This window comes from Oceanobacillus alkalisoli, from assembly GCF_022213125.1.
GTDB classification, from domain to species: Bacteria; Bacillota; Bacilli; order Bacillales; family Amphibacillaceae; genus Oceanobacillus; species Oceanobacillus alkalisoli.
On sequence record NZ_JAKNRA010000008.1, the window covers coordinates 1 to 25,155 of the forward strand.

Below are 25,155 nucleotides of genomic sequence, written 5' to 3' on the forward strand. Positions count from 1 at the left end.
CACAATACAGCTTGAACCCTTTCATCCAATGTGTGTTTCATTACTTTCTCAGACATAATAAAAACTCCCTTTATAGTAGTAGAGATCTTTTATTATTTCTCTGTCTACTATAAAGGGAGCATATCACTGACCCCATGTCCCACTTAAATCATAGCATAGGTTGACTAGGATTTATGACTTGTTTCTTGACATTTAATATGTTTTATCATAAATTATATACATGAGCATGTGTTCATACATTGAGATGAATTAATGAATAGATGGAGGAGCTGAAATGATGATGGAGGAGCAAGAACGGGAACAGTTATTTACGGAAGATACGGAGCATTTGGATGAAGAGACATTGTTTGTCGTGTCACAAACGTTTAAAGCATTGAGTGATCCGACACGCATTCGAATCTTGAATTTATTATGTACAGGGGAACATTCCGTGAACGATATTGCAGAAACATTAAATTTAAGCCAATCCAGTGTCTCCCATCAGTTACGTTTCTTGAAAAATTTACGATTGGTTAAATACAGAAGAGCTGGGAGAACCTTATATTATTCAGAAGATGACGAGCACGTTATGAATTTATTGAAGCAAGCAATCAAGCATGCTTTACATCATTGATGGAGGAGGAACTTGAATTGGGACACAATCATGCACATGATCATTCGCATGGTGCAAATAAAAAAGTTTTACGGATAAGTTTTATTATCATTTCTCTCTATATGATTGTAGAGGCGGTTGGCGGGTTTCTTACAAATAGCCTTGCCTTACTGGCCGATGCGGGTCATATGTTAAGTGACGCCATCTCCCTCGGCATTGCCTTACTCGCTTTTACACTCGGTGAAAAAGCAGCGAACTATAGTAAAACATATGGTTATAAACGTTTTGAAATATTAGCCGCCGTCCTTAACGGTGTAACACTCATTATCATTGCCGGTTATATTTTCTATGAAGCAATCGGACGTTTCCAAAATCCGCCTGAAGTTGCTTCAACAGGGATGTTAGTCATTGCAATAATTGGGCTGTTCATTAATATCCTTGTCGCTTGGATCATGTTTCGCGGCGGAGATGTGGAAGATAACTTGAATATGCGCGGAGCATACTTGCATGTCATCAGTGATATGCTCGGTTCGATTGGTGCAATTATCGCTGCTCTGCTTATCATTTTCTTTAACTGGGGCTGGGCGGACCCGCTCGCAAGCGTTATTGTCGCTGCCCTCGTCCTTCGCAGTGGTTACTATGTTACAAAATCGGGACTCCATGTTCTAATGGAAGGAACACCGGATAATGTGGATATGGAAAAAGTGGTAAAAACCATTCAAAATGCTAACGGTGTTCAAGGCGTTCATGACTTGCATGTCTGGTCGATTACAAGCGGATTAAATGCTCTTTCCTGTCACGCGGTTGTTGACGAAGAAATGTCCATCGCGGAAAGTGAGGCGTTGCTCCGCCAGATTGAGCACGACTTGGAACAGCAAAATATTCACCATATGACGATTCAGCTAGAGACAATTGCACATTTACACGACAATTCAATTCTTTGCAAGATGCAGCCGGAATCACCGGGACATCACCACCATTAATAAAGGAAGTCCTTTAGATAAGGGCTTCCTTTTTAATCTAAAATTACTTTATATTAATTATACATATCAGACACACAGATTGTTATTTTACAAGACTCTTTTTCTTCATGTTTCCGACATAAAAAACCCCTTGATAGATTAAATTAGACAAAAGAATTATTCTGTTGTTTAATAGTGCTTTACAACTTTGCGTATTCCATGTTATATTGACAATTATTTTAAAAAAAGGGGGATTATAAAATGGAACATGGTGCAACTTCAATTGTATCTCTCATGATCGTTACGGGTGTTGCGTTTTTCATTCCAATTCTGCTCGAACGATTGAAATTAAAAGTGATACCGATTGTGGTAGCAGAAATTATTGCTGGAATCATCATTGGTCAGAGCGGCCTGAATCTGATTGATGTCGATAACGCATGGCTTACTCTGCTATCCAGTTTAGGTCTTATATATTTGATGTTTTTAAGTGGTTTGGAAATTGACTTTAACTCCTTCCGTGTGAAGAAGGGGAATAACTCTGGGAAGTCGAAGGAAATTAATCCCTTCCTCGTCTCAAGTACTATTTTTGTCTTTATGTTAGCTCTTGCTTACGGATTCTCTTTAATACTTGTTTCTCTTGGGATGATTGATGATCCGTATTTCATGACGATTATCTTATCAACGATTTCCTTAGGTGTTGTCGTACCGGTACTAAAGGAAAGGAAAGTGCTGAATACAAAATTAGGGCAAACCGTATTGCTCATCGCAGTCATATCTGACTTTGTCACGATGATTTTGTTTGCTTATTATTTAGCTGTAAAAGACGGAGACACGACGATTGTCTGGTGGATCATTCTGCTTGTTGCCCTCGTATTTATGCTTTATTTCATACTGAACTTTTACCGAAAGAAAACGAACATGGCATTGATTGATGCGCTAAAAAGAGGGACAGCGCAAATCGGAACGCGCGGTATCTTTGCATTAATCCTATTATTCGTAGCTTTATCGGAAACAATGGGCGTAGAGAATATCCTTGGCGCTTTCTTAGCCGGAGTTGTTGTGTCATTGCTTTCACCAGACAGAGAGTTCGTCCATCAGCTAGATAGTTTCGGCTATGGATTCTTGATTCCTATCTTCTTTGTTATGGTTGGGGTGGAGTTTGATTTCGGTTCTTTACTGGAAAACCGCAGTATTTTGCTGCTCATCCCGGTTGTGTTAATATTTCTTTTCCTGACACGTAATCTGCCGACATTGCTTCTTAAACGCTGGTTCTCTTGGAATGAAGTGTTCAGCTCAGGAATGTTACTGACATCCACTCTTAGCCTTGCAATTGTGGCCGCTACCGTATCGCTGCAAATGGGAATCATTTCAGAGGGAATGAACAGCGCGATTGTACTCGTTGCGATTTTAACCTGTTTTACTTCACCGATATTATATGCAAGAATATTGCCTGAAGTAGAGGAAACAGAAAGAAGCTTAGCTATTATAGGTGCTAACCGTGCGGCACTCCGAGCAAGCCTTAACTTTCAAAAGAGTAATTATAAGGTAACGATTTTTTCCGAGAAGCAAGGGAAGTTAAAATCAGAATCAGATAGCGAATTTCCGATCATTGAAATGAACAACATGACGTTGGAAAAGTTAATCGAAATGAATCTCTTTGAATCCTTCGATGGGATTATAGTTGCAACGAGTAATGATAATTTCAACGTGGAGATTGCCAATTACGCGAATGCAATCGGCTATGAAAACATCATTATCCGAATTGAAGAGCCGACATTGAATAAACAATATACAGATATGGGATTGGCGATTTATTCGAATGCATTCGCAGGAGAAATGGTGTTAAAAGCGATGGTGCATAGTCCGAGTCTTGTGCGTCTATTAACGGATAATGATGAGATTATTCGTGAATTTGTTTTAGATGGTATGAGATATGACCGGATACCGCTTCGTAAGCTGCCATTCTTGGGTGATACGCTTATCCTGTCCATTTATCGCGGGGAACGGGCGATTACACCGAATGGAGATACGATTTTACAACAAGGTGACCGTTTGATTATTAGCGGCAGCGGAGATTCGATGGAAAAAGTGGCAGAATATTTATAAAGGGAATTATTCCCTTAGCGTGATGGAGATACTGAGTGTAGACTTCATCACGCTATTTTTCTTCAGCGGATTGTGTATAACCAATATATTTATTTTTTTAAATACCAATCAAGAAATGTCGCTTTTTCTATTACGTTCAACAAGCAAAGGTCATCCACTTGTTTCTCCAATTTCTTATATTCATCTGGAAATTCTGACCGTACATCTATTTTTACATAAGGAAGCTTTTCCTGCGCTTTTTGAGAGCGTATATTAGTTAACTTGGCACCAGCGAAGACATATTCCATATTAAGTTCTGTAAAGGCAGTATATAGAATAGCTTCTTTTGCTAATTCATTATACCCTTTCCCCCAATAAGGATGACCGATCCACGTACCGATGTGACAAGTCTTTTTCACGTTATCTATTTCTTTTAAGGTTATTACCCCGATTAACTCATCATTTTCATTCAGGATTACTCTCGAATATTGTTTTCCTAATCGTTCATTCTCTTGCACAAATTCAATAAATTGAATTGTTCCATCGATTGAGGTTTGATCATTATTCAGTCCTAATGATTCCCTAACCTGTGGAGCTTGCGAGAGCGAAGATATTGTTTTTGCATATTTTTTATCATGGGGAGCTAATACTATCTTTTTCATTTATAACCCTCCAGCATAGAATTTTAATTTAATAAAGATGATTGTTGCTTTAACTTCTTAATCTCTATATCAATCATTGAGAGATCAAGTCTTTCAAAAAGCGGATGCACATTCGCTATTGTAGATGTTAATTTGTCTAACGGTTCCCATTTTAAAGCTGGCAGTTGTAAGAGCTTCTTAATTTCATCACTTGAAAACGGCAGAAATGGACTTAATAATTGTGCTATATTCGCAATGATATAAATACAAGTAATTAACGTATCTGCACATGCATCAGCAGATTCGTTTACTTGAACCCACGGTTTTTGTGTATCGAAATATTTATTCGCTCCACGGATAAATTCGAAAAGTGATTCTAAAGCTTGTTTGAAATGACCAGCTTCAATCAGCGAGCCAATTTGAGGATACAGCTTTTGAACGTCGTCTTTAATCTTATGGTCAACCTCCCCATCGGGCACGTTTCCTCCAAAAGATTTCTCGATAAATTTTAATGTACGATTTATCAAATTTCCGTACGCACCTAATAATTCGGCATTATGACTATAGACGAACTCTCTCCACGAAAAATCTGAATCTCGATTCTCTGGTGCATTTATCGTTAAGAAATACCTGATCGAGTCGGGATGATACGTTTCCAGTATTTCAGGTATCCATACTGCCCAATTTTTACTTGTAGATAGCTTTTTCTTCTCAATGGTCACATACTCATTGGAGATGATCTGCGTTGGTAATCCACTTTCCCCGATCCCTAATAATATTGACGGCCAAATGATGGAATGAAATGGGATATTATCTTTTCCATGTATATAATAAGACTTTGTATCTTTACTCCAAAAAACAGAATCATCTTTATTATTATTTTCAGCCCAAATTTTACTAGCAGAATAATAGCCTGAAACAGCTTCAATCCACACGTAAATCCTTTTGTCTTCATAACCAGTAACAGGAACCGGAACACCGATTGATAAATCCCTTGATACTGCCCGATCAGGCAGCCCCTCTTTTAGATATCTCTCCGATAAGCTAATTGCATTACCACGCCATAATCTTTTATCTTAGGCATTCTCCACATATTCCTGCAACTTGTCCTGAAATGCGCTTAATTTGAAATAGAAATGTTCTGTGTTTCTCGTTGTCGGAGGCTTCTCGCATACCTTACATTTTCTTTCTAACAGATCTAAGGGTTCCAAGATTTTTGAACAATGATCGCATTGATCCCCTCTGGCTTCCTTCCCGCAATTTGGACAGAGACCTTCTACAAATCGATCAGGTAAAAACTGCTCACAGGTATTGCAATAAGCCTGCTCAACTTCTTTTTTATAGATTTTTCCATTCGTTAATAGCTTTAAAAATATCTCTTGAACAATTTCATGATGTCGTTTTGCATCTGTTCGTATATAGCAATCATAAGTGAACCCAAGTTTCTTAAAGCTTTCATTAAACTCCTGATGATATTTATCCGCTATTTCCTCCGGCTTGACCCCTTCCTGCTTCGCTCTAATTGTGATTGGTGTTCCATTACAATCACTGCCAGAGACGTATAGCACATGATCTCCCTTCATTCTATGATAACGCGCCAGGATATCCCCAGATAATAAACTTGCAATGTGTCCAATGTGCAACGAACCATTTGCATAAGGCCAAGCTCCACCAATCAATACATTCATTTCATTTCCTCCTTAAAAAAATGCATATAAAAAACCCCATCCCCAGATAAAATATTATCCAAGGACGAGGTTATACCCGTGTTACCACCTTTATTCACTAATCACTCACATGATCAGCCTCAACAAGTACGGAACATGATTTTATGTTCTTATACCCTGACATTTATAACGAGTGCCAACTCTCGTCACAGCCTAACCCTTTCAGCAAGTTCAGCTGTGCAGCTCAGAGACCATATTCAAACAATTTATTCCTGCTTCTTTTCACCTGCCGAAGCTCTCTGTAAAGGACTTAAATTGATTTACTCTTCTCATCAATGCTTTTGTTATACATAATTATTATACTTAATTATATAGTTTACACATTTTTTATTTTAAAGCAACACCCAAAATTAATCTCTATTTTAATTATAGGACTCGTTTACATACTATTAACATTGGCAAACCATTAAAGTATTCCCGTCAGGATCTTTAAAATTAAAATAATGATTATGTTCAATTTCGGTAATTAAATTAACTCCTTTATTACTCATAAAATGAAATGCTTCCTCAATATCTTTTGTGTTGAAATGGAACGCTGGAGTTTTAAATATTCTATCCTCTGAGTAAATCTTGCTATCTAATACAATCCCTGTCCCTTCCATAGGAATAACGTAAAGATGGTCAAATAGAATTTCCCCTTCTGCTTTTACTCCTAAGATATCGCAGTACCAATCTCTCGCTTTTTCAATGTTGCTTACTGGGATAAATACTGTTCCAATTTGTTTTAAGATAGGATTTTCCATCAAATACCCCCTTAGGTGAATATCCTTTTCGATAAGCCCAATTAATTTAATAATGGAATGAATTTCATAATTACCAAAGTCAGCTTCACCATCACCATATGTAGTTGGGAACGAACCAACTCAGCTACATATGGTGATCGTGATGCATTAAATACGTATTATGAAATTCATTAACTTGGTACCATTTCTCTCAAAATAAGCTCTGTTTTCAAGCTCAAACGCAAATAACTTCTCATCATCTGACTCTCGTAATTTCTCAATTGTTATATTCATTATCTACCATACCGCCTCGTCAAAACTATTATTTATTATAGATGGGCTTCTATCCACTTCTTCAGCTTCTCTGCATAAATTGCCCTTTTTTCGGGCTTTGTTTGCAATCCTCTTGTCAGGTAAAAAAAATCTCGCTTATATCTCGGATAAACATGGAGGTGATAATGCCAAACATCTTGACTTCCTGCTGGCTCATTATGTTGTCGCGTGGTAATACCATCACAACGATATGTATCTTTCATTGCAAAGGCAACAATTTGAGCGGCTTGATGAATTTCGCCTGCATACTCTTTAGGAAGTTCATATATGTTTTCAACATGTTGATTAGGCACAATTAGAACGTGTCCTTTATTATTTGGCCACCATTTACTAGCTATGAAGGCGGTTACATAATCATTTTTGAATATCACATCTTCTTGTTTTGTTCCATTATTAGGTACATCTAGACCCGATATGACTCGGCAAAATGGGCATTCATATCCTTTTGGCATATGTGTTATTGGTTTTATCATATGTCTCTAGCTCCTATAAGTCTTTACCATTTTTTTATTTATAGCTATTGGTCCATTACTGTCTCATTGAAATGGCAACCATGATCACAACGCTTTCTCAAGAATTATTTTCGCTTCACCAGCTTTATCCGTATAAGTCCCAATCACATCAGACCCTAGCATCCTTACTATATTTCCCGGTCAGTAACCCAGCTACAAGCGGGAAAAATTGAACAAACGAAATATTGTTATCCGTTGCATATGGCAATAATTCCTTTTCAGCACTGCGATAAATAATGACTTGCACACATAGAATCAAAAATAAAATAATCGTCATACATAAGATTAAAAGGCCAAAAAGGATTAAAATAGTAAATTCCTCCTTCACACCTTTATGATACGTTAATTCCGTTTTTTGTAAATACTTCTTTTTAAAAATATGCTTATCATTTTAATACAATTTTCACACTTTTATATTATAATCGATGAATGTGTGAATATATATTGAAGGTAGGGAAAAAATTGAAGTTTAAGATGAATGAACATGGATTTGAGTCAAGCTTTGAATTTGGTGATCTAAAAGTATCGGGGCAGAGTGAATATGGTTATCGACCGTTTCAATTAATGATTTCTTCTATCGTTGGTTGCAGTGGTGGCGTGTTAAGAAATATACTCGAAAAAATGCGCTTGTCATATGATGATATTACAATCGGCGGAAGTAACACGAAATGAGGAAAAAGCAAATCGGATTGAAAAAATCCACTTGATTTACACGATAAAAGCTGAAGATATTCCACAGAAGAAAGCTGAAAAAGCGATTCAGCTTACACGTAAAAACTGTGCAATGCTGCAATCTGTAGTAGATAGCATTGCGGTAACAGAAGAAGTGCACCTGAAATCTCCGCGTGATTAATAGTTAAACTCAGAAATTATTTTATTGTCCCCCATATTTGTTGATATGGGGGCAATAACTTTCTATGTATCTTTTAAAAGTCCTTCGATGATAACGGCAGTAATAATTTGATTCCCCGATCATTGAACGGAAGGAACTTGCTATCCGTAATCAAGTGGCTAATATAACCGGCAAGACATGTATAATAAACACCCTGTATTCCAAGAGACTCATCCAGCTTCAGTGCAATATAACTAAAGAATATCACTCCGATTATCGAATGGGTATAACTTCGATGGGGAACAAATGAAGCAATTAGCATGTAGATTCCAAAGAGAATCAACCAAATTTCCTGAAGCGAAATACCTCCAGCAATGACTCCTACACTTGTGAGTGTGAGCATATGCTTCTGTTTTAACTTTGAAGAGATTGCCAGCATGGCAAGTCCTATTCCCATTCCCAGGTATTGCCGATTATCTTCCCCCTCAAAAAAGCTGTAAATAATCATTAATAGCCCAATAAGCTGTGCAATCGACCGCACGAATTTATGGGATAAAGTAATTTTTCCACGTAGCTTCCCATCAATGTCCAAGTCTGGAACTAAAGCCGAAACACTCCCTAACCCGATTAACAGAATGGTTACGGAAGGATCTGCCTGAACCATATTTGCTGCAACGAAGCCTATTGCTCCGCCAACTGTTGCATGTGCTGTACCATTCATCTTGCTGCTCCTTTATCTGCGTTGTTATTTTTTATGCATTCGAATGAATTTCATAATTACCAAAGTCGGCTTTCCCATCACCATATGTAGTTGGGAACGAACCAACTCAACTACATATGGTGATGGTGAAGCATTAAATACGTATTATGAAATTCATTAATACATTTATTTTACTACAAAACAAAAACTTTTTTATCCTGCACCTCTCACCATCATAATTTTCAGCTCACCCGGATATAATTCAATAATGGACATACTTCTTTTACTCGTTCGATATTGAAATAGGATGTGGATACATGAAATCAAAACCCTTTCTTAAAATGATGCTGTTTTTCATCGTTATTATAATTGTTGCAAGTCTTCCGTCCGTATTCCCGGAGGAACCCTTGTTCTTAGAAGCATCAAAGGAGGATCATTCAATGACGCTGGCTGAAAATAAAACGTTGGAAGAAAAAATCAATAGCCTTTTAGAAAATGAACAGCTTGACGGAGCTGTCGTTGGAGTCACTGTGAAACAAGCTGCGAATGGAGATTTATTATATTCCCATAATGGAGACATTCGCCTTCACCCGGCGTCCAATATGAAATTACTTACTGGAGCTGCTGCTTTAGAAACGCTTGGGTCTGATTATCAGTTCCAAACTGAAATTTTATCAGATGGAGAGCTGAATGGGAATACATTACATGGTAATTTGTTTATAAAAGGAAAAGGAGACCCGACATTATTAAAGTCTGATCTCAATCAATTTGCTAGAGAACTGAAAGCCCAAGGGATTGAAACCATCGATGGCGACCTAGTTGGTGACGATACATGGTACGATGATGTGCGACTTTCTCAGGACTTGAACTGGTCGGATGAGCCATTTCATACTGGAGCTCAAGTTTCTGCTTTAACACTTTCACCGAATGAAGATTATGATGCTGGAACAGTGATTGTTGATGTGATGCCCTCCGAAAGTACAGAAGGAAAAGCTCAGGTTCGGGTAAGTCCTGAAACGGATTATGTTAATATTGTAAATCAGACACAGCTCGTGCAAGCAGGAGGGGCACAAGATATTTCAATTGAACGAGAGCATGGGACGAATCGTATTATCGTAGAAGGAACGATGCCTGTAAATGGAACGTTGTCACGTTCCTGGGTCTCGGTATGGGAACCAACCGGGTATGTCCTTGCCGTATTCCGTGACGCTCTAGCTGAACAGGGAATTCAATTTACAGATGAATCTCGTAATATGTCGGGAGCAACTCCTGAACAAGCTCAGGTCGTTGCTAGCAAAAAATCTATCCCACTTTCTGAGTTGCTCATTCCTTTTATGAAATTAAGCAATAATGGGCTTGGAGAAGCTTTAACGAAGGAAATGGGGAAAGTAATGCGTGGGACAGGCACTTGGGATAAGGGACTTGAAGTAATAGAAGATGTCGTGACGGAAATTGGTGTAGAGCGAGAATCCTTCCTCCTTCGTGACGGTTCAGGAATGTCGCATAAGACACTGATTTCAGCAAATAATATCACGCATATTTTATATAATATTCAGAGCGAGAACTGGTTTGACGTATTTGAGTACTCCCTGCCCGTTGCTGGAGAAACGGACAGATTGATAGGCGGAACACTGCGGAATCGGCTGACTAAAGAACCCGCCAAAGGAAATGTAAAAGCTAAAACAGGCTTGATTACAGGGGTATCCACCCTGTCTGGTTATGTGACAAGTCTAGATGGGGAGAAACTTATTTTTTCTATTTTGCTTAATAATCATTTAGGTTCGAGTGAGTCTATACAGGAAATTGAAAATGAAATCGTAATGGTGCTAGCTGGGCATGAATTTCTGGAGTGATCGGTGGACATGCGTTCCCGCGCATGTCCATTTTTTTGTTAATTTCTAAGGCCGTGAAGAGGGAGCTGATTTTGGTAGTTTATAAGTATTCTTATCGCCTTATGTGACGATGCGGAGGGTCTTTTCAGTAGTTTAGATGTTCCGTTATCGACCAAAAAGTTAAGAGAGGAATACATGTAGTCGATTAAACACCTTATTATCGACTGCAACACATGAAGAATAAGCCAATCAGTCGTTTAGGAGCCTTCTCATCTACTGAACACGTTAGATACAGCTGGCATCGGTTGTTTATACGCACCCTAATCAACCAAACGAGCTTGCAATTTCCCAAGACAGTCGATTGGATCCGTTTATCTCACTCCCCGATTGCCATCACCTTATCCATTCGTTTTTGTTATCACATTCCTTTTTTAAACACGTTCCCTCTTGCCCCCTCCGTTACGTCACATGATAACTTATAATTAACAATAAGATGGAGGGATTTCCTTATGAATCAAGAAACACCCAAGTTTTCAATCCGTGAGTTCAGCAAACGAGCCAGAATAACTGTACGTACATTACGGTTTTATGAAGAGTTAGGGTTACTCGTACCAACTGAAAGAAATGAATCAGGCCACAGACTTTACGGATTAAATGAACTCGCGAAACTGCAACAAATTCAATCAATGAAATTTCTCGGTTACCCACTACAGGAGATTAAAGAGTTCATAAAAGATGAAATTGAGGTTGCAGCACAGCTTGAGAAATCATTACCCTGGCAGCACAAGCTTTTAACCGAAAAGCGGGATGAGTTAAATCGATCCATAGAAGCTGTGGAGCGAGTACAGAATTTGCTCAAGGAAGGAATAGCGGTCAATTGGACAGTGTTAAGTTCTCTACTTTTTCAAATCGAACACGAGGAAGATTTAAAGGAATGGGCAAAAGAGTATCTCCCGGAAAAGGTAGCTGAGAAATACTTTTCCCTTCCAAAGGAATATCAACAAAAGCTGGACGTAGAAATGCTCGATTGGCTAGCTAAGCTAGAAAAATTGATGCAGGATAGTGTCCCTGCAAATTCACCAGAAGCTTTTGAATTACTAATGGAACTAACCGAACTGGCAACAAGACATGTTGAGGATAAAGAAGCGTTTGCAATCGAACTCGAAAAGGCGCAGGAGTTAATGGATCAAGAGATAATGGATTTTCAGTTTCCTACCATGCTAACTCCTGAACAAGAATCCTATTTAATGAAAATTGGTGAGGAGATGGAAGCCCTGTACAAGGATAGTGAGGAATAGAGTTAGAGAAGTGCGTATTTCCATTTCCCCAAATAAGTTTATCTAGTTGCCACATTTTCTCAGACATGATATTTTAATAGAAGTATAATATTTTCCAATAACTTCGGGGCAAGGTGAAAATCCTTACCGGCGGTGTTCAAGCTTCGTGCTTGTAAGTCCGTGACCCGTACTCTCTTTTAGGAGACGGTGGAGCTGGTGTAATTCCAGCACCGACAGTTACAGTCTGGATGGGAGAAGTTATTGTGAAAATATATGCGATGCCGATTCTCGTATTCTCTCTTTTAAAATAGAAAGGAGCTGCAGCAAGTAAATTAATATAGAGGAATCATTCAATCGAGCATTTTTTATTGATACGGTAAAAAATTACAAGCCTTACTCCTAATGGCTACATGCAAGAATAAACGGAATTCCTACTATGCACCCTCGCATATTTCCGTATTTCATGTTCTGACATGCATGTTTTTATATAACCGTACTCCAATCAAACTCTTTCCTTACCACCCAAACGCCCCGCGGTGGAAAGAATTCAAATATATTTATACACAAAACACAAAGAGCAAAGCGATCTCTAAAAGGAGGTTTTATTTCATTGTTTACTGGAATTGTGGAAGAAATTGGAACAATCCAATCGATTAAGCGTAATCCCAATTCATTACAATTTAAAATCACTTGCAAAACTGTCCTGTCCGATGTAAATTCCGGAGACAGTATATCCGTAAATGGTGTATGTTTAACCGTTAATGAATATGGACCCGCTTATTTCACAGCTGACGTCATGCCGGAAACAGTTAAGGCGACGACTCTCCAGACGTTACAGATCGGAAGCCCTGTTAATTTAGAGCGGGCAATGGCAGCAAACGGTCGATTTGGCGGTCATTTTGTCAGTGGACATGTCGATGGCACAGGTGAAATCATTTCTGTTCGCAGTCATGAAAATGCAAAATACATGGAAATCAAGACAGATAAGCAATTGCTGAAATATTTTATCGATAAAGGATCTGTCACAGTTGATGGCACTTCTTTAACCATCTTTGAAATTACAGAGCATGGATTTGTCATTTCCCTAATCCCTGTCACACAGGCAGACTCGGTTATTGGTGGGAAACAGCTTGGTGATTTCGTGAATATCGAATGCGATATGCTCGCGAAATATATGGAAAATTTACTTGCCAAAAGATCAGAACAACCAGCAACGAATGGAATTACAAAGGCTACACTAGCCGAAAATGGATTTTTAGATGGATGAGGTGAATAAATTGTACGCAACGGTAGAGCAAGCGATTGAGGTATTGAAGAATGGCAAAGCAATTATTGTAGTAGATGATGAAGACCGAGAAAATGAAGGAGACTTTTTAGCTTTAGGTAAATTTGCAACACCGGAAATGATTAACTTTATGGCAAGCGAAGGAAAAGGGTTGATTTGTGTCCCTATTGAAGAGGAAAAAGCAGAACAGCTTTCCTTACCTTTAATGGCACCGGAGAATACAGACCCTTACCGGACTGCATTCACTGTGTCGATTGATCATGTTTCCACACATACCGGAATCTCAGCATTTGAACGTTCAACAACAATTTTAGAAATGTTAGATTCTGAAGCTAAAGCAGCTGACTTCAATAAACCTGGCCATATTTTTCCGCTTATTGCAAAAGCTGGCGGTGTAGTCGAGCGACCTGGTCATACTGAAGCTGCAGTTGATCTAGCTAAGCTTGCTGATGCGGAACCAGTTGGAGTCATTTGCGAAATTATGAATCCAGATGGAACAATGGCGCGCGGTGAACAACTGAAAGAAACTGCCGAACGCTTTGATTTAGTGATCTTGACAATTAAGGATTTAGTGGAATATCGAAAGAAAAGAGAAACGCTAGTCTAATACAATACGAAAAATAAAGGAGAAGAGAAATGAGTAATATTTTCGAAGGTCATTTGGTAGGAACGGATTTAAAAATTGGAATTGTCGTTGGGAGATTTAATGATTTTATCACTGGCAAGCTGCTCGCCGGAGCAGAAGATGCCCTGCGCAGGCATGGGGTAAACGAACAGGATGTTGATGTCGCATGGGTGCCAGGAGCTTTTGAAATTCCTGTTGTCGCGAAAAAGTTAGCTGCATCTAAAAAATATGATGCGGTTATTACGCTTGGTACCGTCATTCGTGGCTCTACCCCGCATTTTGATTATGTGTGTAATGAGGTGGCTAAAGGTGTAGCTGCAATTAATATGCAAGAAGGAATTCCAGCCATTTTTGGTGTCATTACAACAGACACGATTGAACAGGCCATTGAACGGGCTGGTACGAAAGCCGGAAATAAAGGCTGGGATGCTGCAACAGCGGCTATTGAGATGGCGAATTTGATGAAGCAGATTTAATGATCAGTTGCATAAAGAGCTCTCCACGTTTTGATTTGGAGAGTTCTTTTTTTATAACATAAACATTCAGATTCTCCTCCAGTCTTTAAGTAATTCATCTTGCAATTGACATTCTCCCCCTCCTAATGTAAGATATAAATTACAAAGGCAAACTATATCTTACATCTAAAGTGGGTTTACAAATGAAAAATAACGTAAAATTAACTCGAATTAAAAATTCCATGACACAGGCGCAGCTCGCGCGCGAGGTTGGCGTCACCAGGCAAACAATTGGGCTCATTGAAAAAGGCGAATATAACCCGAGTCTCCAGCTCTGTATTAATTTAGCAAAGTCACTTAACAAAACATTGGATGAATTATTTTGGGAGGTCGATACGGAATGAAATCTTGGATATCTTTTTTATTACCGGATGATGAATACAAGGAAAAAAAGATGCTCTATTTTTACGCAGAAGGAGCAATTATTCTTTTTCTTTCCCTCATTGTAATGATGATCTGCAACAACTTTTTTAATCTGGAAGCGGAAACTGTCTTACTCGCAGCCATTGCCATCTTCCTCTTTTATGTAACAGGAAGATATATGATAGCAGGGATTGAATATACGGATATTGCTACAAAGCATGCTTACAAAAAAGAGTTAAGAAATATATCCGTTAGAACAATTGGATTTGTTGTTATTTTTTTGGCATTATACTTGATTTTCGTTAATATACCTTCGAGTCTCCATAAATGGGGTGAACTTTTAGGTTTATTGATAAGTGTCAGTACAGTATGTTTTTTATCTAGTTACATCTCCTTAAATCGTTCTTATAAGAAAAATAAGAAACTATTATAATCTTGGAAAAAAACGCATTTTCTTCAGTCTGTTAAGACGAAAAAGTGTGTTTTAAATTTTTTATTATGAACTGAAGTATATTTAGATTCATGTTTGTTTTTGTCTGAAGAACTCTTTTATAAGACGGTTTTGTGGACTTGGAGTTTATTTTGTCTAATAGAACTCTCTTACAGGACAGGTTCCGGGATTTAGAGCTGAATCTGTCTAAGAGGACTCTCTTACGGGACAGGTTCCGAGATTTAGAGCTGAATCTGTCTAACAGGACTCTCTTACGGGACAAGTTCACGGATTTAGAGCTAATCTTGTCTAACAGGACTCTCTTACGGGACAACTTCACGGATTTAGAGCTGAATTTGTCTAACAGGACTCTCTTACGGGACAAGTTCACGGATTTAGAGCTGAATTTGTCTAAGAGGACTCTCTTACGGGACAAGTTCCGAGATTTAGAGCTGAATCTGTCTAACAGGACTCTCTTACGGGACAACTTCACGGATTTAGAGCTAATCTTGTCTAACAGGACTCTCTTACGGGACAAGTTCACGGATTTAGAGCTGAATCTGTCTAACAGGACTCTCTTACGGGACAAGTTCCGAGATTTAGAGCTGAATTTGTCTAACAGGACTCTCTTACGGGACAAGTTCACGGATTTAGAGCTGAATTTGTCTGCTAGAACGCTCCTATGAGACATTTTCCTTAACTTAGAGTCGATTCTATCTAATAGAGTGCTTCTATAAGACAAGTACACACATTCAGAACCGATTGTGTCTCATAGAGAAACATCCCCTGCCAAATCATAATTGCTAATACAACTTTGTTAAAGCATTTAGTTCAACTTAGATAGCAAAATAGGTAATCTAAAAAGGCCAGATATTACATCTGACCTTCCACCACATCATTCACCAAAATCGAGTAAGGTGACAAGCCCCTTACTTCGTCGGCAATTCTTCAATACTATCAATATCCATATAACCCGGGACGACGAATCCTTGCTGGGCCCCTTCCAGGTTCGGACCTAAGTCAACAATGTCATCTTTATATTGTTCGGCATAAGTAGCAGCTCCTACTGGAAGCCAAGCGATAAGCATGCCATCGATTTCTTCCTCTGAAAGACTTTCGAATGCGATACCCATATCAAGTGGAGTCAATTCGACCGTGTAACCTAATTCTTCAAGCATTAAAGCAACAACATTCGTTGATGATAGTTCCGTATCCCAATTCACATAGCCTAATTCAATAGTCTCTCCATCAACTGGTTCGATCCCTTCCGTCCAAACTTCGACTTTGTCCCGGTTATCTGCAATCCATTCTTCTGCAGCCTCTCGTGGTTCTACTTCATCGCTTTGGCCAAATTTGGACATGACTTCATTCATGTCATCTACTTCCCAGAAGAAATTATCGAGAAACTGGTAAGCTGCTGGCTGGTCCTCCTCAAGCCCATGTCGTACCATCGTATGAATATTTTCCGATTCACCTAATGTACCTTGTGGATCCTCTAAGAATTTCAAATCATATTCACTGAACATCCAATGCGGCTCCCATAGTGTTACCACAATCGGCTCCTCATTCGCAATCGCACCTTGAAGTTCTGTTAACATCGCTGGTTCTGAACTCGGCAGCAGCTCCAAGTCCAAATTGTATGCTTCGACCGTTTCTGCAGCAATATTCATCGTTCCAGACCCAGGATCAATCCCGACAATTTCCGTGAGTTCAGATGCAGAATTTTCTTCCCCTTCTTCAGCAGTAGAATCACTATCCTCAGATTCACCCTGACATGCTGCGAGCAGAAGTAAAACGAACATACTTATTAAAATAATCCCTTTCTCTCTTATCCAGTTCATTGTTTTAAGCAAACCCTCTTCCTATTCCAGATTTTTTTCAAATAATAGGACGATAATATAATAGAAAAACATTTAGAGCAATGCTCTAATATCGTGATTTTCCGCCATATTAATGATTCAAGATAGTTCAGTGGGCTTATCGTAATAAATCGTGCAAATTCCATCCATGTTTGAATTATCAGTTATCAAACACTTGATACCTCTTATTTTTCTGCGGCTTCTCCTTGCAATAGTATTTCTACCCGGCGGTTACGTTGCCTTCCCTCATCTGTTTCTTCATTTGTTGCTATCGGCTCATATTGTCCAAAACCTTCTACTTCTACTTCAAATTCAAATACAGAATCATTTTTCAAATTGGAGAGAAACAACGCATGAACATTTTCAGCCCGGTCTTCAGAAAGTGGCTGGTTGATATCATTTCCACTCACATTATCCGTGGGACAATGGATTTTAATGAGTCCTGCGTAATCATCACTCTCAAGCCAATCTGCAATCTCCTGAATAACTTGCTCTCCCTCTCCAGTAACATCACTTTCCCCAAACTCAAATAGGATTTCGTCAGATAAAATAAGCTTGATTTCTTCTCCATCCTTGGTTACATCGATATCGTCCGGGGCATCTTCATATTCTGGTTTTAAGGGGATGATCAACTCAATCACCTGTTCCGTCTGATCCTCGTAACGCAGCTTTACAATATCACCTTTTACGTTCTCAAATTCTTCTCCGTATGCATCAAGCACAGCGCTGCCGCGCGGAGGATTGAATCCCGATTGAGCATATATTCTAATAAATCCTTCATCGGTCAACGACTTATATTAAACCGGCATATAGAACGTCCCATCTTTTCTCCAGTTTCTCCCATATATAGATTGTAACTCATCGCTCTTTTCATGTAAGGAAGAAATCGACGACGGATCGAATCGTAATTCCAATCGTATCGGTTCATTTTTATGCTGCTCGTAAAATGTTTCGTCAAATGCAATCGAATCATTAATTTCACCGTTTTCTCCGACGACCAGTATCGTACTCGTTACGTAGCCTCCATAAGGATACCCATAAGCACGAACACTAACAACAAATCTAATATAATTCTCCGCCGGGTGAAACGGGCACTAAGCATTCCCACCCAGCGCCCAATAAAAACTCATCCCAGCAAATACGATCGTCCAGACAACACCGAGAATAATAAATTTCTTATTCCTTTGCATAGATACCTCCTCATTAGAGTGATGGAGTCATAACAAAGTTAAAGCTTATTCTTCTGTCTTATCTTTTCTCACAATTGTAAAGAACACAGTAAACCCAATCAGAGTTGTTGTAAACATGATTGACCCCATCGGAACAGCCGACGCCTCATTGATACCTGCGAGCGGAGAGCATAGAGAGCCGAGCAATAAAGGAAGCATTCCAAGTACCGCACTCGCACTTCCAGCCCGATGTCCTTGCTCTCTCATCCCTAATGTGAATGTACTTGTCGTAATCATTCCCATCGTGATCATATAAATAAAAATCAAAAAGACAATGGCAGCTAAAGGACCTTTGATAATCGTCATGATAAGCAATAAAGATGTTGCAGAAAGCGCAACGATGACTGCAGACTGAAGCATTTTTTTCACCGGGATCATACCACTGAAACGCCCGATTAGAAAGCTTCCCGTAATAATTGCCAAGCCATTGATTCCAAATAACACACTAAATACTTGCGGGGATACCCCGTAGATACCCTGGTAAACAAATGGCGTCCCTGACACATATGCAAAACTGCCACCGTGAATAAATCCAACAACTAAAGCATAACCGATAAACGAGCGATCCGTAAATAAACTTCCCATCGTTTTTAACGAAGCACCAACTGAGCTTGGAATCCGATTTTCAGGAGGCAAGGTTTCTTTAAGGTTCAAAGCGACAATGACAACCATGATAAAGCCGATCAAGGCCAATAAATAAAAAATACTCTTCCAATTTGTTGACTCAAACGACAAAATAAACCCGCCAATCATTGGAGCCATCATCGGAGCAACAGCGTTTATCACCATTAACAATGAAAAGAACTTGGTTAGCTCTGGTCCACTAAATACATCTCGGACGACAGCACGCGAAAGAACAACTCCCGCTGCAGCAGTTAGTCCTTGTAAAAATCGTGCTGCGATTAAGACCATTATACTCGGCGCTAACGCACAGAGAACCGAAGCTAAGCCAAATAGTGTTGTTGCAATTAATAATGGCTTCCGTCTCCCTTGGGCATCGCTAATCGGGCCAACAACTAATTGACCAACTGCAAGCCCTAATAAACATGCGGTTAAACTTGCTTGTACAAGGGAAGCACTTGTATTAAATTCCTGAGCAATCCCGGGAAAACTCGGCAAATACATATCAATATTAAGTGGACCTAAAAATGCCAGCATTCCAAGCAGCAAAGCTAAGCCTACCCGGGTTGAACCTGTAGGATTATGTTGTATTGTTAATTCTCTTTGTAAATTCATTTACTCATTCCTTTTATTAAACTTAAAACAAATAACATGGATAATGTATCACACCTGATAAAATTTTAAAAAGGAAAAGCCCGGCTTCATTAAACAACTGAGCAACAACCAGACTGGTTTACTACCTCATCCTTTCAAAACATGGTAAACTAAATCCATTAATCCACTAAATGAAAGGAGTATCAAATGCATACAATTAAACAACAGTGGTTTGGGAATATTCGAGCAGATCTTCTGGCAGGAATTGTCGTCGGTCTTGCGCTTATACCTGAAGCATTAGCTTTTGCATTCATTGCAGGAGTTGATCCGCGAGTGGCGCTCTATGCCTCTTTTGTTATGGCAGTAGTCATCGCATTTGCCGGTGGACGTCCAGCCATGGTATCAGCTGCTACTGGAGCAATGGCATTAGTCATTGTCAGCTTGGTTGCCAACCACGGCCTCGAGTATTTATTAGCTGCGACCATTTTGACTGGGATCATTCAAATTTTTCTAGGACTATTTGGCGTCGCGAATCTCATGCGTTTTATCCCAAACTCGGTCATGCTCGGCTTTTTAAATGCTCTTGGAATTATGATTTTCCTCGCTCAAATGCCTTACTTGATTGGTGGAAATGCTGCTACATATATCTTCGCCATCATTACACTGGCTTTAGTGTATGTCATTCCGCGCTTTATTAAAGCAATACCTGCTCCGCTCATTGCAATTGTCGTTATGACAATCATTGCGATCATAAGTGGTGCAAGCATGCAGACTATTGGGGACTTAGGAACGATGCCGGATACATTGCCCGTCTTCTTATTTCCAGACATACCACTGACGCTTGAGACACTTAAAATTATTTTACCGTACTCTTTAGCTCTCGCTGTTGTCGGTCTGTTAGAATCACTCCTTACAGCACAAGTGTTGGACGACATGACAGACACGCCTAGTAATAAAAATAAAGAAGCAAGAGGCCAAGGTGTTGCCAACATCTTCACAGGATTTCTTGGCGGAATGGCAGGCTGTGCATTAATTGGACAATCTGTTATTAATGTAAAATCGGGCGGGAGAGGAAGATTGTCGACCTTTACGGCAGGGGTTTTCCTTATGTTTCTCATCCTTGTATTAGGAGATTTAGTCGCGATTATTCCAATGCCAGTTCTTGTAGGTATCATGATTATGGTAAGTGCTACGACATTTAACTGGAGTTCATTTAAATTTCTGAAGCAGGCACCTAAATCCGAATCCTTTGTCATGCTCGCGACAGTTGCAATTATATTATATACAAGCAACTTGGCGATTGGTGTAGTTGTTGGTGTTATTTTAAGCTCACTTATTTTTGTTGCGAAAGTTTCAAGAGTATCCGTTACGAAAAAAGGTCAAGCGTTTCATGTGAAAGGTCCACTGTTTTTCGCTTCCACGACTAAATTCATTAAAGCATTCGACGATGTTAATGCAAAAGAAATCACCATTAATTTCGCAGACAGTCAGTTGTGGGATGAATCAGCGGTAGGTGCAATTATTAAAGTCCAGCAAAAGCTAGAACAAAATGGAACGACCGTCCACATTAAAGGACTGAATGCATCAAGTGAACAATTGTACCATCAACTCATATAGGGAGGTATGGGAATGAATATTGCCGTAGCCATCGATGGTTCTGATAATGCATTGCGGGCTGTGGAACATGCTATCATGCTTGTCCGCCACTTACCCGATGCTGAGCTTGAATTTCTACATGTTGTTGATTATAACAAAGCGAAGGATGACTATCTTCTTTCGCAAAATCCTGAAGGACTGGCACTTAAACGGGAACAAAAGATACATCCAGCTACTGAACTCGCAAAATCAAAGGGTGTGGAAGCAAAGATGACGATATTAAAAGGAAATCCAAGCGCTGAAATCATTAAACATGTCAACAAAGAAGAAGTACAGCAACTTATTATCGGGAGCCGAGGATTAAATACATTTCAAGAAATGATTCTTGGAAGTGTCAGTCATAAAGTAATGAAACACGTAAACTGTCCGGTGACCATTGTCAAGTAAAAAAATAGCTGTTCTTATCAGAAACACACGATAAGAACAGCTATTTTTTATAATGTTTTATTATTTGAATGAATTTCATAATTACCAAAGTCGGCTTTTCCATCATCATATGTAGTTGGGAACGAACCAACTCAACTACATATGGTGATGGTGAAGCATTAAATACGTATTATGAAATTCATTAATTTATTTTGGGTATTCGGATTATCGTGTGGAAAACCCATATTAAAGTTTAATTTTTACATAATACTAAATCGGATAATCGTGTGGAAATACTTTTAACGATATAACTTAACACGAATTAATTTATTTTATTGACATTATCTCAAATATAGTTTACTATTACGTTATACGATATAACGCTGAACGTAATAATTATTGGAAGGGAGGAGTGGGAACGTGGTTAAGAAAAACAGATTTTCGGAACCTTCGTTATTGATATTAATAAGTCTTGCTGAAAAAAAACGTCACGGCTATGCAATTATGGAGGACATTGAAAAAAATTATGACATCAAGTTAGGCCCAGGTACATTATACGGAGCAATTTCACGTTTAGAGAAAGCAGGGTATATAAGTGTCCTTGAATCACAAGACCGTAAAAAGCCTTACAAACTGACAGAGGAAGGACAAATATATTTAACTGAGCAAATTAAAGAAATTCAAAAAGTTACCTCACTTGGTATGAAAAGGCTTGGTTTAGCATGAAGTGGTTTATTTATCTGTATCCTAAAAGCTGGAGAAGACGATATGGCAATGAGTTAATTGAGGTATTAAAACAAACAGACATGTCATTTAAAACAATATTTGACTTGCTTTTAGGCGTAATTGATGCTTGGCACATAGAACTAAGGGAAAGGGAGATTTATGGATTTCGTATGAGTCAAGTATTAGCTTTAATTAGCTTAATTAATGTCCTTATTATTTCAAAATTGATATCGTTAAGGGAGGTTATTTTGTTGGAACAAATTGCGTTGATAGTCGCTATGTTATCATTTTTCTTAGCGATTGTTGTTTTAATAGTGAATATGTTTAAAGTTGGAATTATACCAGCCTTTTCAATTAAAACAAGGTTAGCTAAAATATCAGTTGGTTTAATGGGATCTTATGCAATCTTTTTTGTAACATTTTTAGTCTTAGCAAATTAATTAAGTAATCAAACATTGTGTTACTAAAGAGTTGTACGGTTCTTTCCCTCACAGACAAGTATAAATGATTTTTAGGAAGAATCCATTTTTGAACCAAGCCTCTCAAAGTGGATTCTTTTTTTGTTTTATTAATTTTGAAATTCAAATAGAAATTTGACATACCTTTTTTAATTTAGAAACGATAAATTAGTAAAGGATAGTATTAATGTTAACCAATATGATTAATCTACCAAACTTTAATATTCTGGATATGAAAGAAAGTATGATTATAGATTCTTAGTTGAGACTACTGCTCTATCTCCTTCACATTATTCAAAGTGAGGTACCGTTGCAAACTTATATAAACATGGTAAGAAACAACAGTTATTTTTCGACCTGCCAATGCATGCAAAACGTGTTGGTATTTATGTCAATCGCCAACGATATAAATGTAGGGAATGTAATGAAACATTTTTTGAAAATCTGCCAGATATGGATGTCAATCGTTCTGTTACTAATAGGCTAATTTATTGGATTAAAGAAGCAAGCCTTGAAAAGATGTTTACCAGTGTTGCAGAAGAGATTGGTGTTGATGAGAAAACTGTACGAAACATCTTTAATGACTACGTTGATGAGCTTGAAGCTCAAACTGATTTTAGAACTCCTAAATGGCTTAGTATTGATGAAGTCCATTTGCTTAAAAACTATCGTTGTGTCATCACTGATGTTGAAAACAAGTCAGTAATTGACATCTTACGGAAACGTAATAAGGATACTGTTATCAGTTACCTTTCAAAGCTCCAAGACATTGAAAAATTGAACTTGTAGCAATGGATATGTGGAATCCATATAAGAATGCTGTTAACACAGTGATACCACATGCCAAAATCGTTATTGATAAATTCCATGTCGTTAAATTAGCCAATGAATCCTTAGAGAAAATCCGAAAAGCTAACCGTCAAAATGTGTCAGCAAAAGAACGCAGACAACTTATGAGAGATCGTTATGTGCTTCTTACAAGGAGTAAAGACTTAATAGACTTTGATGACCAGATAAAGCTACAAATATGGACTCAAAACTTTCCACTGCTTGGGCAGGCTTATGAACTTAAAGAGAAATTCTTTGACATCTATGAAGCCGAATCAATCAACAATGCTTATAAACTCTATCAAAATTGGCTTTCAAATGTATCTAAAGAATTAATGACTTATTTTGAAGATCTGATTAAGGCTATGAATAATTGGGAAGAAGAAATATTCAATTACTTCGATTTTCCTATTACAAACGCTTATACGGAGTCCCTAAATCGTTTAATTAAGACAATGAACCATGTTGGTCGTGGTTACTCTTTTGAAGCCCTTAGAGCAAAAATTTTGTTTACTCAAGGCTATCGTAAAGTTAAAAAGAAAAAGAAATTTAAAGAAGTTGAAGTTACTTTCGGAAAAATGTTACCAGACCAATTCCCAAATTGGTCACAAACTGGTTATGAATGGGTGTATGAAGAAATTTATGGTGCTGATTTTTCCACACTGATTAAAGCTATGGAAGAGGGTACTTTTTAACCCTCTTTCCACACTATTTTCCGATTACCCTTTATTTTTTCCCTATCGATAAATAAACGACGAGAACTAAAATTAAAATCATTCCGACAACCTGCCAAGCCCCAAATGGCAGGTTCAGCCAAATGATACTGCTTACTACGTCAGTTAAAGGTTCCACCGTCCCAAGCAAAGTTGTTTCCTTCGCCTCTAAATACTCCAAACTCTTAATAAACATCCAAAAAGCGAGGGTTGTTCCGAAGATTATTGTAAAAGCTAAAACAATTACAGTTACAAATGACGAATCCTGTACATCAACTTTCCATACAGGATGGACAAAATTCATACAAACTCCCGCAATCAACATCGCCCATCCTACAACGGTTACCGAGGAATAAAGATCGAGTAATTTACGAGCATAAAGTGTGTAGAAGGCAATCCACACCCATTACAATAATCCAATTAAACTCGAAACGTTAGCAGGAATTACTCACTTAAGCAAAGCGGAAACGATTCGGGTTTTTAAAAGACATGTTGGACGAACACCCTTCAACTATATTCTCGATTATCGGTTGGAGCGCAGCATTAATTTACTGATTGGAACGAGAAGCACGATAACAGAAATTGCACTAGAATGCGGCTTTTCCAATGTGAGTTATTTCATTGAAAAGTTTAAAGAAGCATTCCATATGACACCTCGAAAATATAGATAAG

At 38.4% G+C, this 25,155-nt stretch carries 26 protein-coding genes, 3 pseudogenes, 1 riboswitch and 1 other annotated feature; of the genes and pseudogenes, 19 read left to right on the forward strand and 10 right to left on the reverse strand.

All coding sequences use genetic code 11. From position 1 onward, the window contains the following. The first annotated feature begins 277 nt into the window (after window positions 1-277). The 3 genes from L3V42_RS10885 (at window position 278) to L3V42_RS10895 (ending at window position 3,660) form a co-directional block, all read left to right on the forward strand. Window positions 278-613 carry an ArsR/SmtB family transcription factor gene (locus L3V42_RS10885; RefSeq protein WP_235762855.1) on the forward strand — a complete coding sequence of 112 codons (336 nt, stop codon included), beginning with the start codon at window positions 278-280 and terminating at the stop codon, window positions 611-613. A 17-nt stretch (window positions 614-630) separates the two neighbouring features. Further along, window positions 631-1,575 (forward strand): cation diffusion facilitator family transporter, encoded by a 945-nt coding sequence (locus L3V42_RS10890; protein WP_238471979.1) that lies wholly within the window; start codon window positions 631-633, stop codon window positions 1,573-1,575. Window positions 1,576-1,815: 240 nt separating this feature from the next. After that, the gene (locus L3V42_RS10895; RefSeq protein WP_235762803.1) at window positions 1,816-3,660 is read left to right on the forward strand and encodes a monovalent cation:proton antiporter family protein; all 1,845 of its coding nucleotides are present in this window, start codon (window positions 1,816-1,818) and stop codon (window positions 3,658-3,660) included. A gap of 89 nt (window positions 3,661-3,749) precedes the next feature. Here the strand turns inward: L3V42_RS10895 and L3V42_RS10900 are convergent, their stop codons facing one another. The 5 genes and pseudogenes from L3V42_RS10900 to L3V42_RS10920 all read right to left on the reverse strand — a co-directional run bounded on the left by L3V42_RS10900 (window position 3,750) and on the right by L3V42_RS10920 (window position 7,851). Next, window positions 3,750-4,301, reverse strand: coding sequence for a GNAT family N-acetyltransferase (locus L3V42_RS10900; protein WP_235762804.1), 552 nt, complete (start codon window positions 4,299-4,301; stop codon window positions 3,750-3,752). Between the two features lie 23 nt (window positions 4,302-4,324). Further along, a pseudogene (gene metG, locus L3V42_RS10905) lies at window positions 4,325-5,968 on the reverse strand (methionine--tRNA ligase). A 57-nt stretch (window positions 5,969-6,025) separates the two neighbouring features. Next, window positions 6,026-6,292: a binding site (T-box leader), on the reverse strand. Window positions 6,293-6,396: 104 nt separating this feature from the next. Next, window positions 6,397-6,750 (reverse strand): VOC family protein, encoded by a 354-nt coding sequence (locus tag L3V42_RS10910; protein ID WP_235762806.1) that lies wholly within the window; start codon window positions 6,748-6,750, stop codon window positions 6,397-6,399. A 308-nt stretch (window positions 6,751-7,058) separates the two neighbouring features. Then, entirely contained in the window at window positions 7,059-7,535 is a 477-nt protein-coding gene (locus tag L3V42_RS10915) for an HIT family protein (RefSeq protein WP_238471980.1), read from the reverse strand. A 148-nt stretch (window positions 7,536-7,683) separates the two neighbouring features. Next, on the reverse strand, window positions 7,684-7,851 hold the full coding sequence (locus L3V42_RS10920; protein WP_438822759.1) for an aldo/keto reductase: 168 nt from the start codon (window positions 7,849-7,851) through the stop codon (window positions 7,684-7,686). A gap of 185 nt (window positions 7,852-8,036) precedes the next feature. Between L3V42_RS10920 and L3V42_RS10925 the strand changes: the two are divergent. After that, window positions 8,037-8,427, forward strand: a pseudogene (locus L3V42_RS10925) (OsmC family protein). 73 nt (window positions 8,428-8,500) lie between these two features. Here the strand turns inward: L3V42_RS10925 and L3V42_RS10930 are convergent. Further along, window positions 8,501-9,127, reverse strand: coding sequence for a metal-dependent hydrolase (locus tag L3V42_RS10930; RefSeq protein WP_238471981.1), 627 nt, complete (start codon window positions 9,125-9,127; stop codon window positions 8,501-8,503). A 296-nt stretch (window positions 9,128-9,423) separates the two neighbouring features. On the opposite strand from L3V42_RS10930, the gene dacB reads away from it, so the two are divergent. The 7 genes from dacB to L3V42_RS10965 all read left to right on the forward strand — a co-directional run bounded on the left by dacB (window position 9,424) and on the right by L3V42_RS10965 (window position 15,436). Further along, complete coding sequence (dacB, locus tag L3V42_RS10935; protein WP_238471982.1) at window positions 9,424-10,959, forward strand: D-alanyl-D-alanine carboxypeptidase/D-alanyl-D-alanine endopeptidase; 1,536 nt, start codon at window positions 9,424-9,426, stop codon at window positions 10,957-10,959. A 488-nt stretch (window positions 10,960-11,447) separates the two neighbouring features. Beyond that, window positions 11,448-12,236, forward strand: a complete 789-nt coding sequence (locus L3V42_RS10940) for a MerR family transcriptional regulator (protein ID WP_238471983.1) — start codon at window positions 11,448-11,450, stop codon at window positions 12,234-12,236. Window positions 12,237-12,331: 95 nt separating this feature from the next. Next, window positions 12,332-12,479: riboswitch (FMN riboswitch) on the forward strand. A gap of 346 nt (window positions 12,480-12,825) precedes the next feature. Then, on the forward strand, window positions 12,826-13,482 hold the full coding sequence (gene ribE, locus L3V42_RS10945; RefSeq protein ID WP_238471984.1) for a riboflavin synthase: 657 nt from the start codon (window positions 12,826-12,828) through the stop codon (window positions 13,480-13,482). Continuing rightward, the gene (gene ribB, locus L3V42_RS10950; RefSeq protein ID WP_369412886.1) at window positions 13,475-14,107 is read left to right on the forward strand and encodes a 3,4-dihydroxy-2-butanone-4-phosphate synthase; all 633 of its coding nucleotides are present in this window, start codon (window positions 13,475-13,477) and stop codon (window positions 14,105-14,107) included. The genes ribE and ribB overlap by 8 nt, the downstream gene beginning before the upstream one ends. A 29-nt stretch (window positions 14,108-14,136) precedes the next feature. Next, window positions 14,137-14,601 (forward strand): 6,7-dimethyl-8-ribityllumazine synthase, encoded by a 465-nt coding sequence (gene ribH / locus L3V42_RS10955; RefSeq protein ID WP_238471985.1) that lies wholly within the window; start codon window positions 14,137-14,139, stop codon window positions 14,599-14,601. Between the two features lie 182 nt (window positions 14,602-14,783). Continuing rightward, entirely contained in the window at window positions 14,784-14,984 is a 201-nt protein-coding gene (locus L3V42_RS10960) for a helix-turn-helix transcriptional regulator (RefSeq protein ID WP_235762814.1), read from the forward strand. Then, window positions 14,981-15,436 carry a DUF3278 domain-containing protein gene (locus tag L3V42_RS10965; protein WP_238471986.1) on the forward strand — a complete coding sequence of 152 codons (456 nt, stop codon included), beginning with the start codon at window positions 14,981-14,983 and terminating at the stop codon, window positions 15,434-15,436. Before L3V42_RS10960 ends, L3V42_RS10965 begins: the two co-directional genes overlap by 4 nt. Before the next feature lie 926 nt (window positions 15,437-16,362). Here L3V42_RS10965 and L3V42_RS10970 read toward each other — a convergent pair. From L3V42_RS10970 to L3V42_RS10980, 3 genes are all read right to left on the reverse strand, one after another. Continuing rightward, window positions 16,363-17,286, reverse strand: a complete 924-nt coding sequence (locus L3V42_RS10970) for a glycine betaine ABC transporter substrate-binding protein (protein ID WP_235762816.1) — start codon at window positions 17,284-17,286, stop codon at window positions 16,363-16,365. Between the two features lie 191 nt (window positions 17,287-17,477). Then, a complete protein-coding gene (locus tag L3V42_RS10975; RefSeq protein WP_235762817.1) occupies window positions 17,478-18,014 on the reverse strand; it encodes an OmpA family protein in 537 nt (178 codons plus the stop codon). A 513-nt stretch (window positions 18,015-18,527) separates the two neighbouring features. Beyond that, window positions 18,528-19,733, reverse strand: a complete 1,206-nt coding sequence (locus tag L3V42_RS10980) for a Bcr/CflA family efflux MFS transporter (RefSeq protein WP_238472054.1) — start codon at window positions 19,731-19,733, stop codon at window positions 18,528-18,530. 210 nt (window positions 19,734-19,943) lie between these two features. On the opposite strand from L3V42_RS10980, the gene L3V42_RS10985 reads away from it, so the two are divergent. The 7 genes and pseudogenes from L3V42_RS10985 (at window position 19,944) to L3V42_RS11010 (ending at window position 24,465) form a co-directional block, all read left to right on the forward strand. Beyond that, window positions 19,944-21,353 (forward strand): SulP family inorganic anion transporter, encoded by a 1,410-nt coding sequence (locus tag L3V42_RS10985; protein ID WP_235762818.1) that lies wholly within the window; start codon window positions 19,944-19,946, stop codon window positions 21,351-21,353. A gap of 12 nt (window positions 21,354-21,365) precedes the next feature. Then, complete coding sequence (locus L3V42_RS10990; RefSeq protein WP_235762819.1) at window positions 21,366-21,779, forward strand: universal stress protein; 414 nt, start codon at window positions 21,366-21,368, stop codon at window positions 21,777-21,779. A 399-nt stretch (window positions 21,780-22,178) separates the two neighbouring features. Then, entirely contained in the window at window positions 22,179-22,484 is a 306-nt protein-coding gene (locus L3V42_RS10995; protein WP_235762820.1) for a PadR family transcriptional regulator, read from the forward strand. After that, entirely contained in the window at window positions 22,481-22,924 is a 444-nt protein-coding gene (locus L3V42_RS11000; RefSeq protein ID WP_238471987.1) for a hypothetical protein, read from the forward strand. Before L3V42_RS10995 ends, L3V42_RS11000 begins: the two co-directional genes overlap by 4 nt. 345 nt (window positions 22,925-23,269) lie before the next feature. Further along, window positions 23,270-23,353 (forward strand): annotated as a pseudogene (locus tag L3V42_RS18645) (hypothetical protein); the annotation flags it as partial. Then, on the forward strand, window positions 23,327-23,731 hold the full coding sequence (locus L3V42_RS11005; RefSeq protein WP_439651889.1) for a helix-turn-helix domain-containing protein: 405 nt from the start codon (window positions 23,327-23,329) through the stop codon (window positions 23,729-23,731). The pseudogene L3V42_RS18645 and the gene L3V42_RS11005, both read left to right, overlap by 27 nt. Window positions 23,732-23,739: 8 nt before the next feature. Beyond that, on the forward strand, window positions 23,740-24,465 hold the full coding sequence (locus L3V42_RS11010) for a transposase (RefSeq protein WP_238471989.1): 726 nt from the start codon (window positions 23,740-23,742) through the stop codon (window positions 24,463-24,465). A gap of 31 nt (window positions 24,466-24,496) precedes the next feature. Here L3V42_RS11010 and L3V42_RS11015 read toward each other — a convergent pair whose 3' ends face one another. Then, window positions 24,497-24,886, reverse strand: coding sequence for an EamA family transporter (locus tag L3V42_RS11015; protein WP_235762824.1), 390 nt, complete (start codon window positions 24,884-24,886; stop codon window positions 24,497-24,499). A 40-nt stretch (window positions 24,887-24,926) separates the two neighbouring features. On the opposite strand from L3V42_RS11015, the gene L3V42_RS18515 reads away from it, so the two are divergent. Then, window positions 24,927-25,154, forward strand: a complete 228-nt coding sequence (locus tag L3V42_RS18515; RefSeq protein ID WP_369412890.1) for a helix-turn-helix transcriptional regulator — start codon at window positions 24,927-24,929, stop codon at window positions 25,152-25,154. Window position 25,155 lies beyond the last annotated feature (1 nt).

Excerpts from the sequence above, each read along its gene's own strand:
- dacB (WP_238471982.1), top strand. The coding sequence starts at position 9,424 with ATGAAATCAAAACCCTTTCTTAAAATGATGCTGTTTTTCATCGTTATT.
- L3V42_RS10985 (WP_235762818.1), top strand. The coding sequence starts at position 19,944 with ATGCATACAATTAAACAACAGTGGTTTGGGAATATTCGAGCAGATCTT.
- ribH (WP_238471985.1), top strand. The coding sequence starts at position 14,137 with ATGAGTAATATTTTCGAAGGTCATTTGGTAGGAACGGATTTAAAAATT.
- L3V42_RS10990 (WP_235762819.1), top strand. The coding sequence starts at position 21,366 with ATGAATATTGCCGTAGCCATCGATGGTTCTGATAATGCATTGCGGGCT.
- L3V42_RS10910 (WP_235762806.1), bottom strand. The coding sequence starts at position 6,750 with ATGGAAAATCCTATCTTAAAACAAATTGGAACAGTATTTATCCCAGTA.
- L3V42_RS10965 (WP_238471986.1), top strand. The coding sequence starts at position 14,981 with ATGAAATCTTGGATATCTTTTTTATTACCGGATGATGAATACAAGGAA.
- L3V42_RS11000 (WP_238471987.1), top strand. The coding sequence starts at position 22,481 with ATGAAGTGGTTTATTTATCTGTATCCTAAAAGCTGGAGAAGACGATAT.
- L3V42_RS11010 (WP_238471989.1), top strand. The coding sequence starts at position 23,740 with ATGTGGAATCCATATAAGAATGCTGTTAACACAGTGATACCACATGCC.
- L3V42_RS10895 (WP_235762803.1), top strand. The coding sequence starts at position 1,816 with ATGGAACATGGTGCAACTTCAATTGTATCTCTCATGATCGTTACGGGT.
- L3V42_RS10920 (WP_438822759.1), bottom strand. The coding sequence starts at position 7,851 with ATGACGATTATTTTATTTTTGATTCTATGTGTGCAAGTCATTATTTAT.
- L3V42_RS10960 (WP_235762814.1), top strand. The coding sequence starts at position 14,784 with ATGAAAAATAACGTAAAATTAACTCGAATTAAAAATTCCATGACACAG.
- L3V42_RS10915 (WP_238471980.1), bottom strand. The coding sequence starts at position 7,535 with ATGATAAAACCAATAACACATATGCCAAAAGGATATGAATGCCCATTT.
- L3V42_RS10900 (WP_235762804.1), bottom strand. The coding sequence starts at position 4,301 with ATGAAAAAGATAGTATTAGCTCCCCATGATAAAAAATATGCAAAAACA.
- L3V42_RS10940 (WP_238471983.1), top strand. The coding sequence starts at position 11,448 with ATGAATCAAGAAACACCCAAGTTTTCAATCCGTGAGTTCAGCAAACGA.
- L3V42_RS10885 (WP_235762855.1), top strand. The coding sequence starts at position 278 with ATGATGGAGGAGCAAGAACGGGAACAGTTATTTACGGAAGATACGGAG.
- ribB (WP_369412886.1), top strand. The coding sequence starts at position 13,475 with ATGGATGAGGTGAATAAATTGTACGCAACGGTAGAGCAAGCGATTGAG.
- L3V42_RS10930 (WP_238471981.1), bottom strand. The coding sequence starts at position 9,127 with ATGAATGGTACAGCACATGCAACAGTTGGCGGAGCAATAGGCTTCGTT.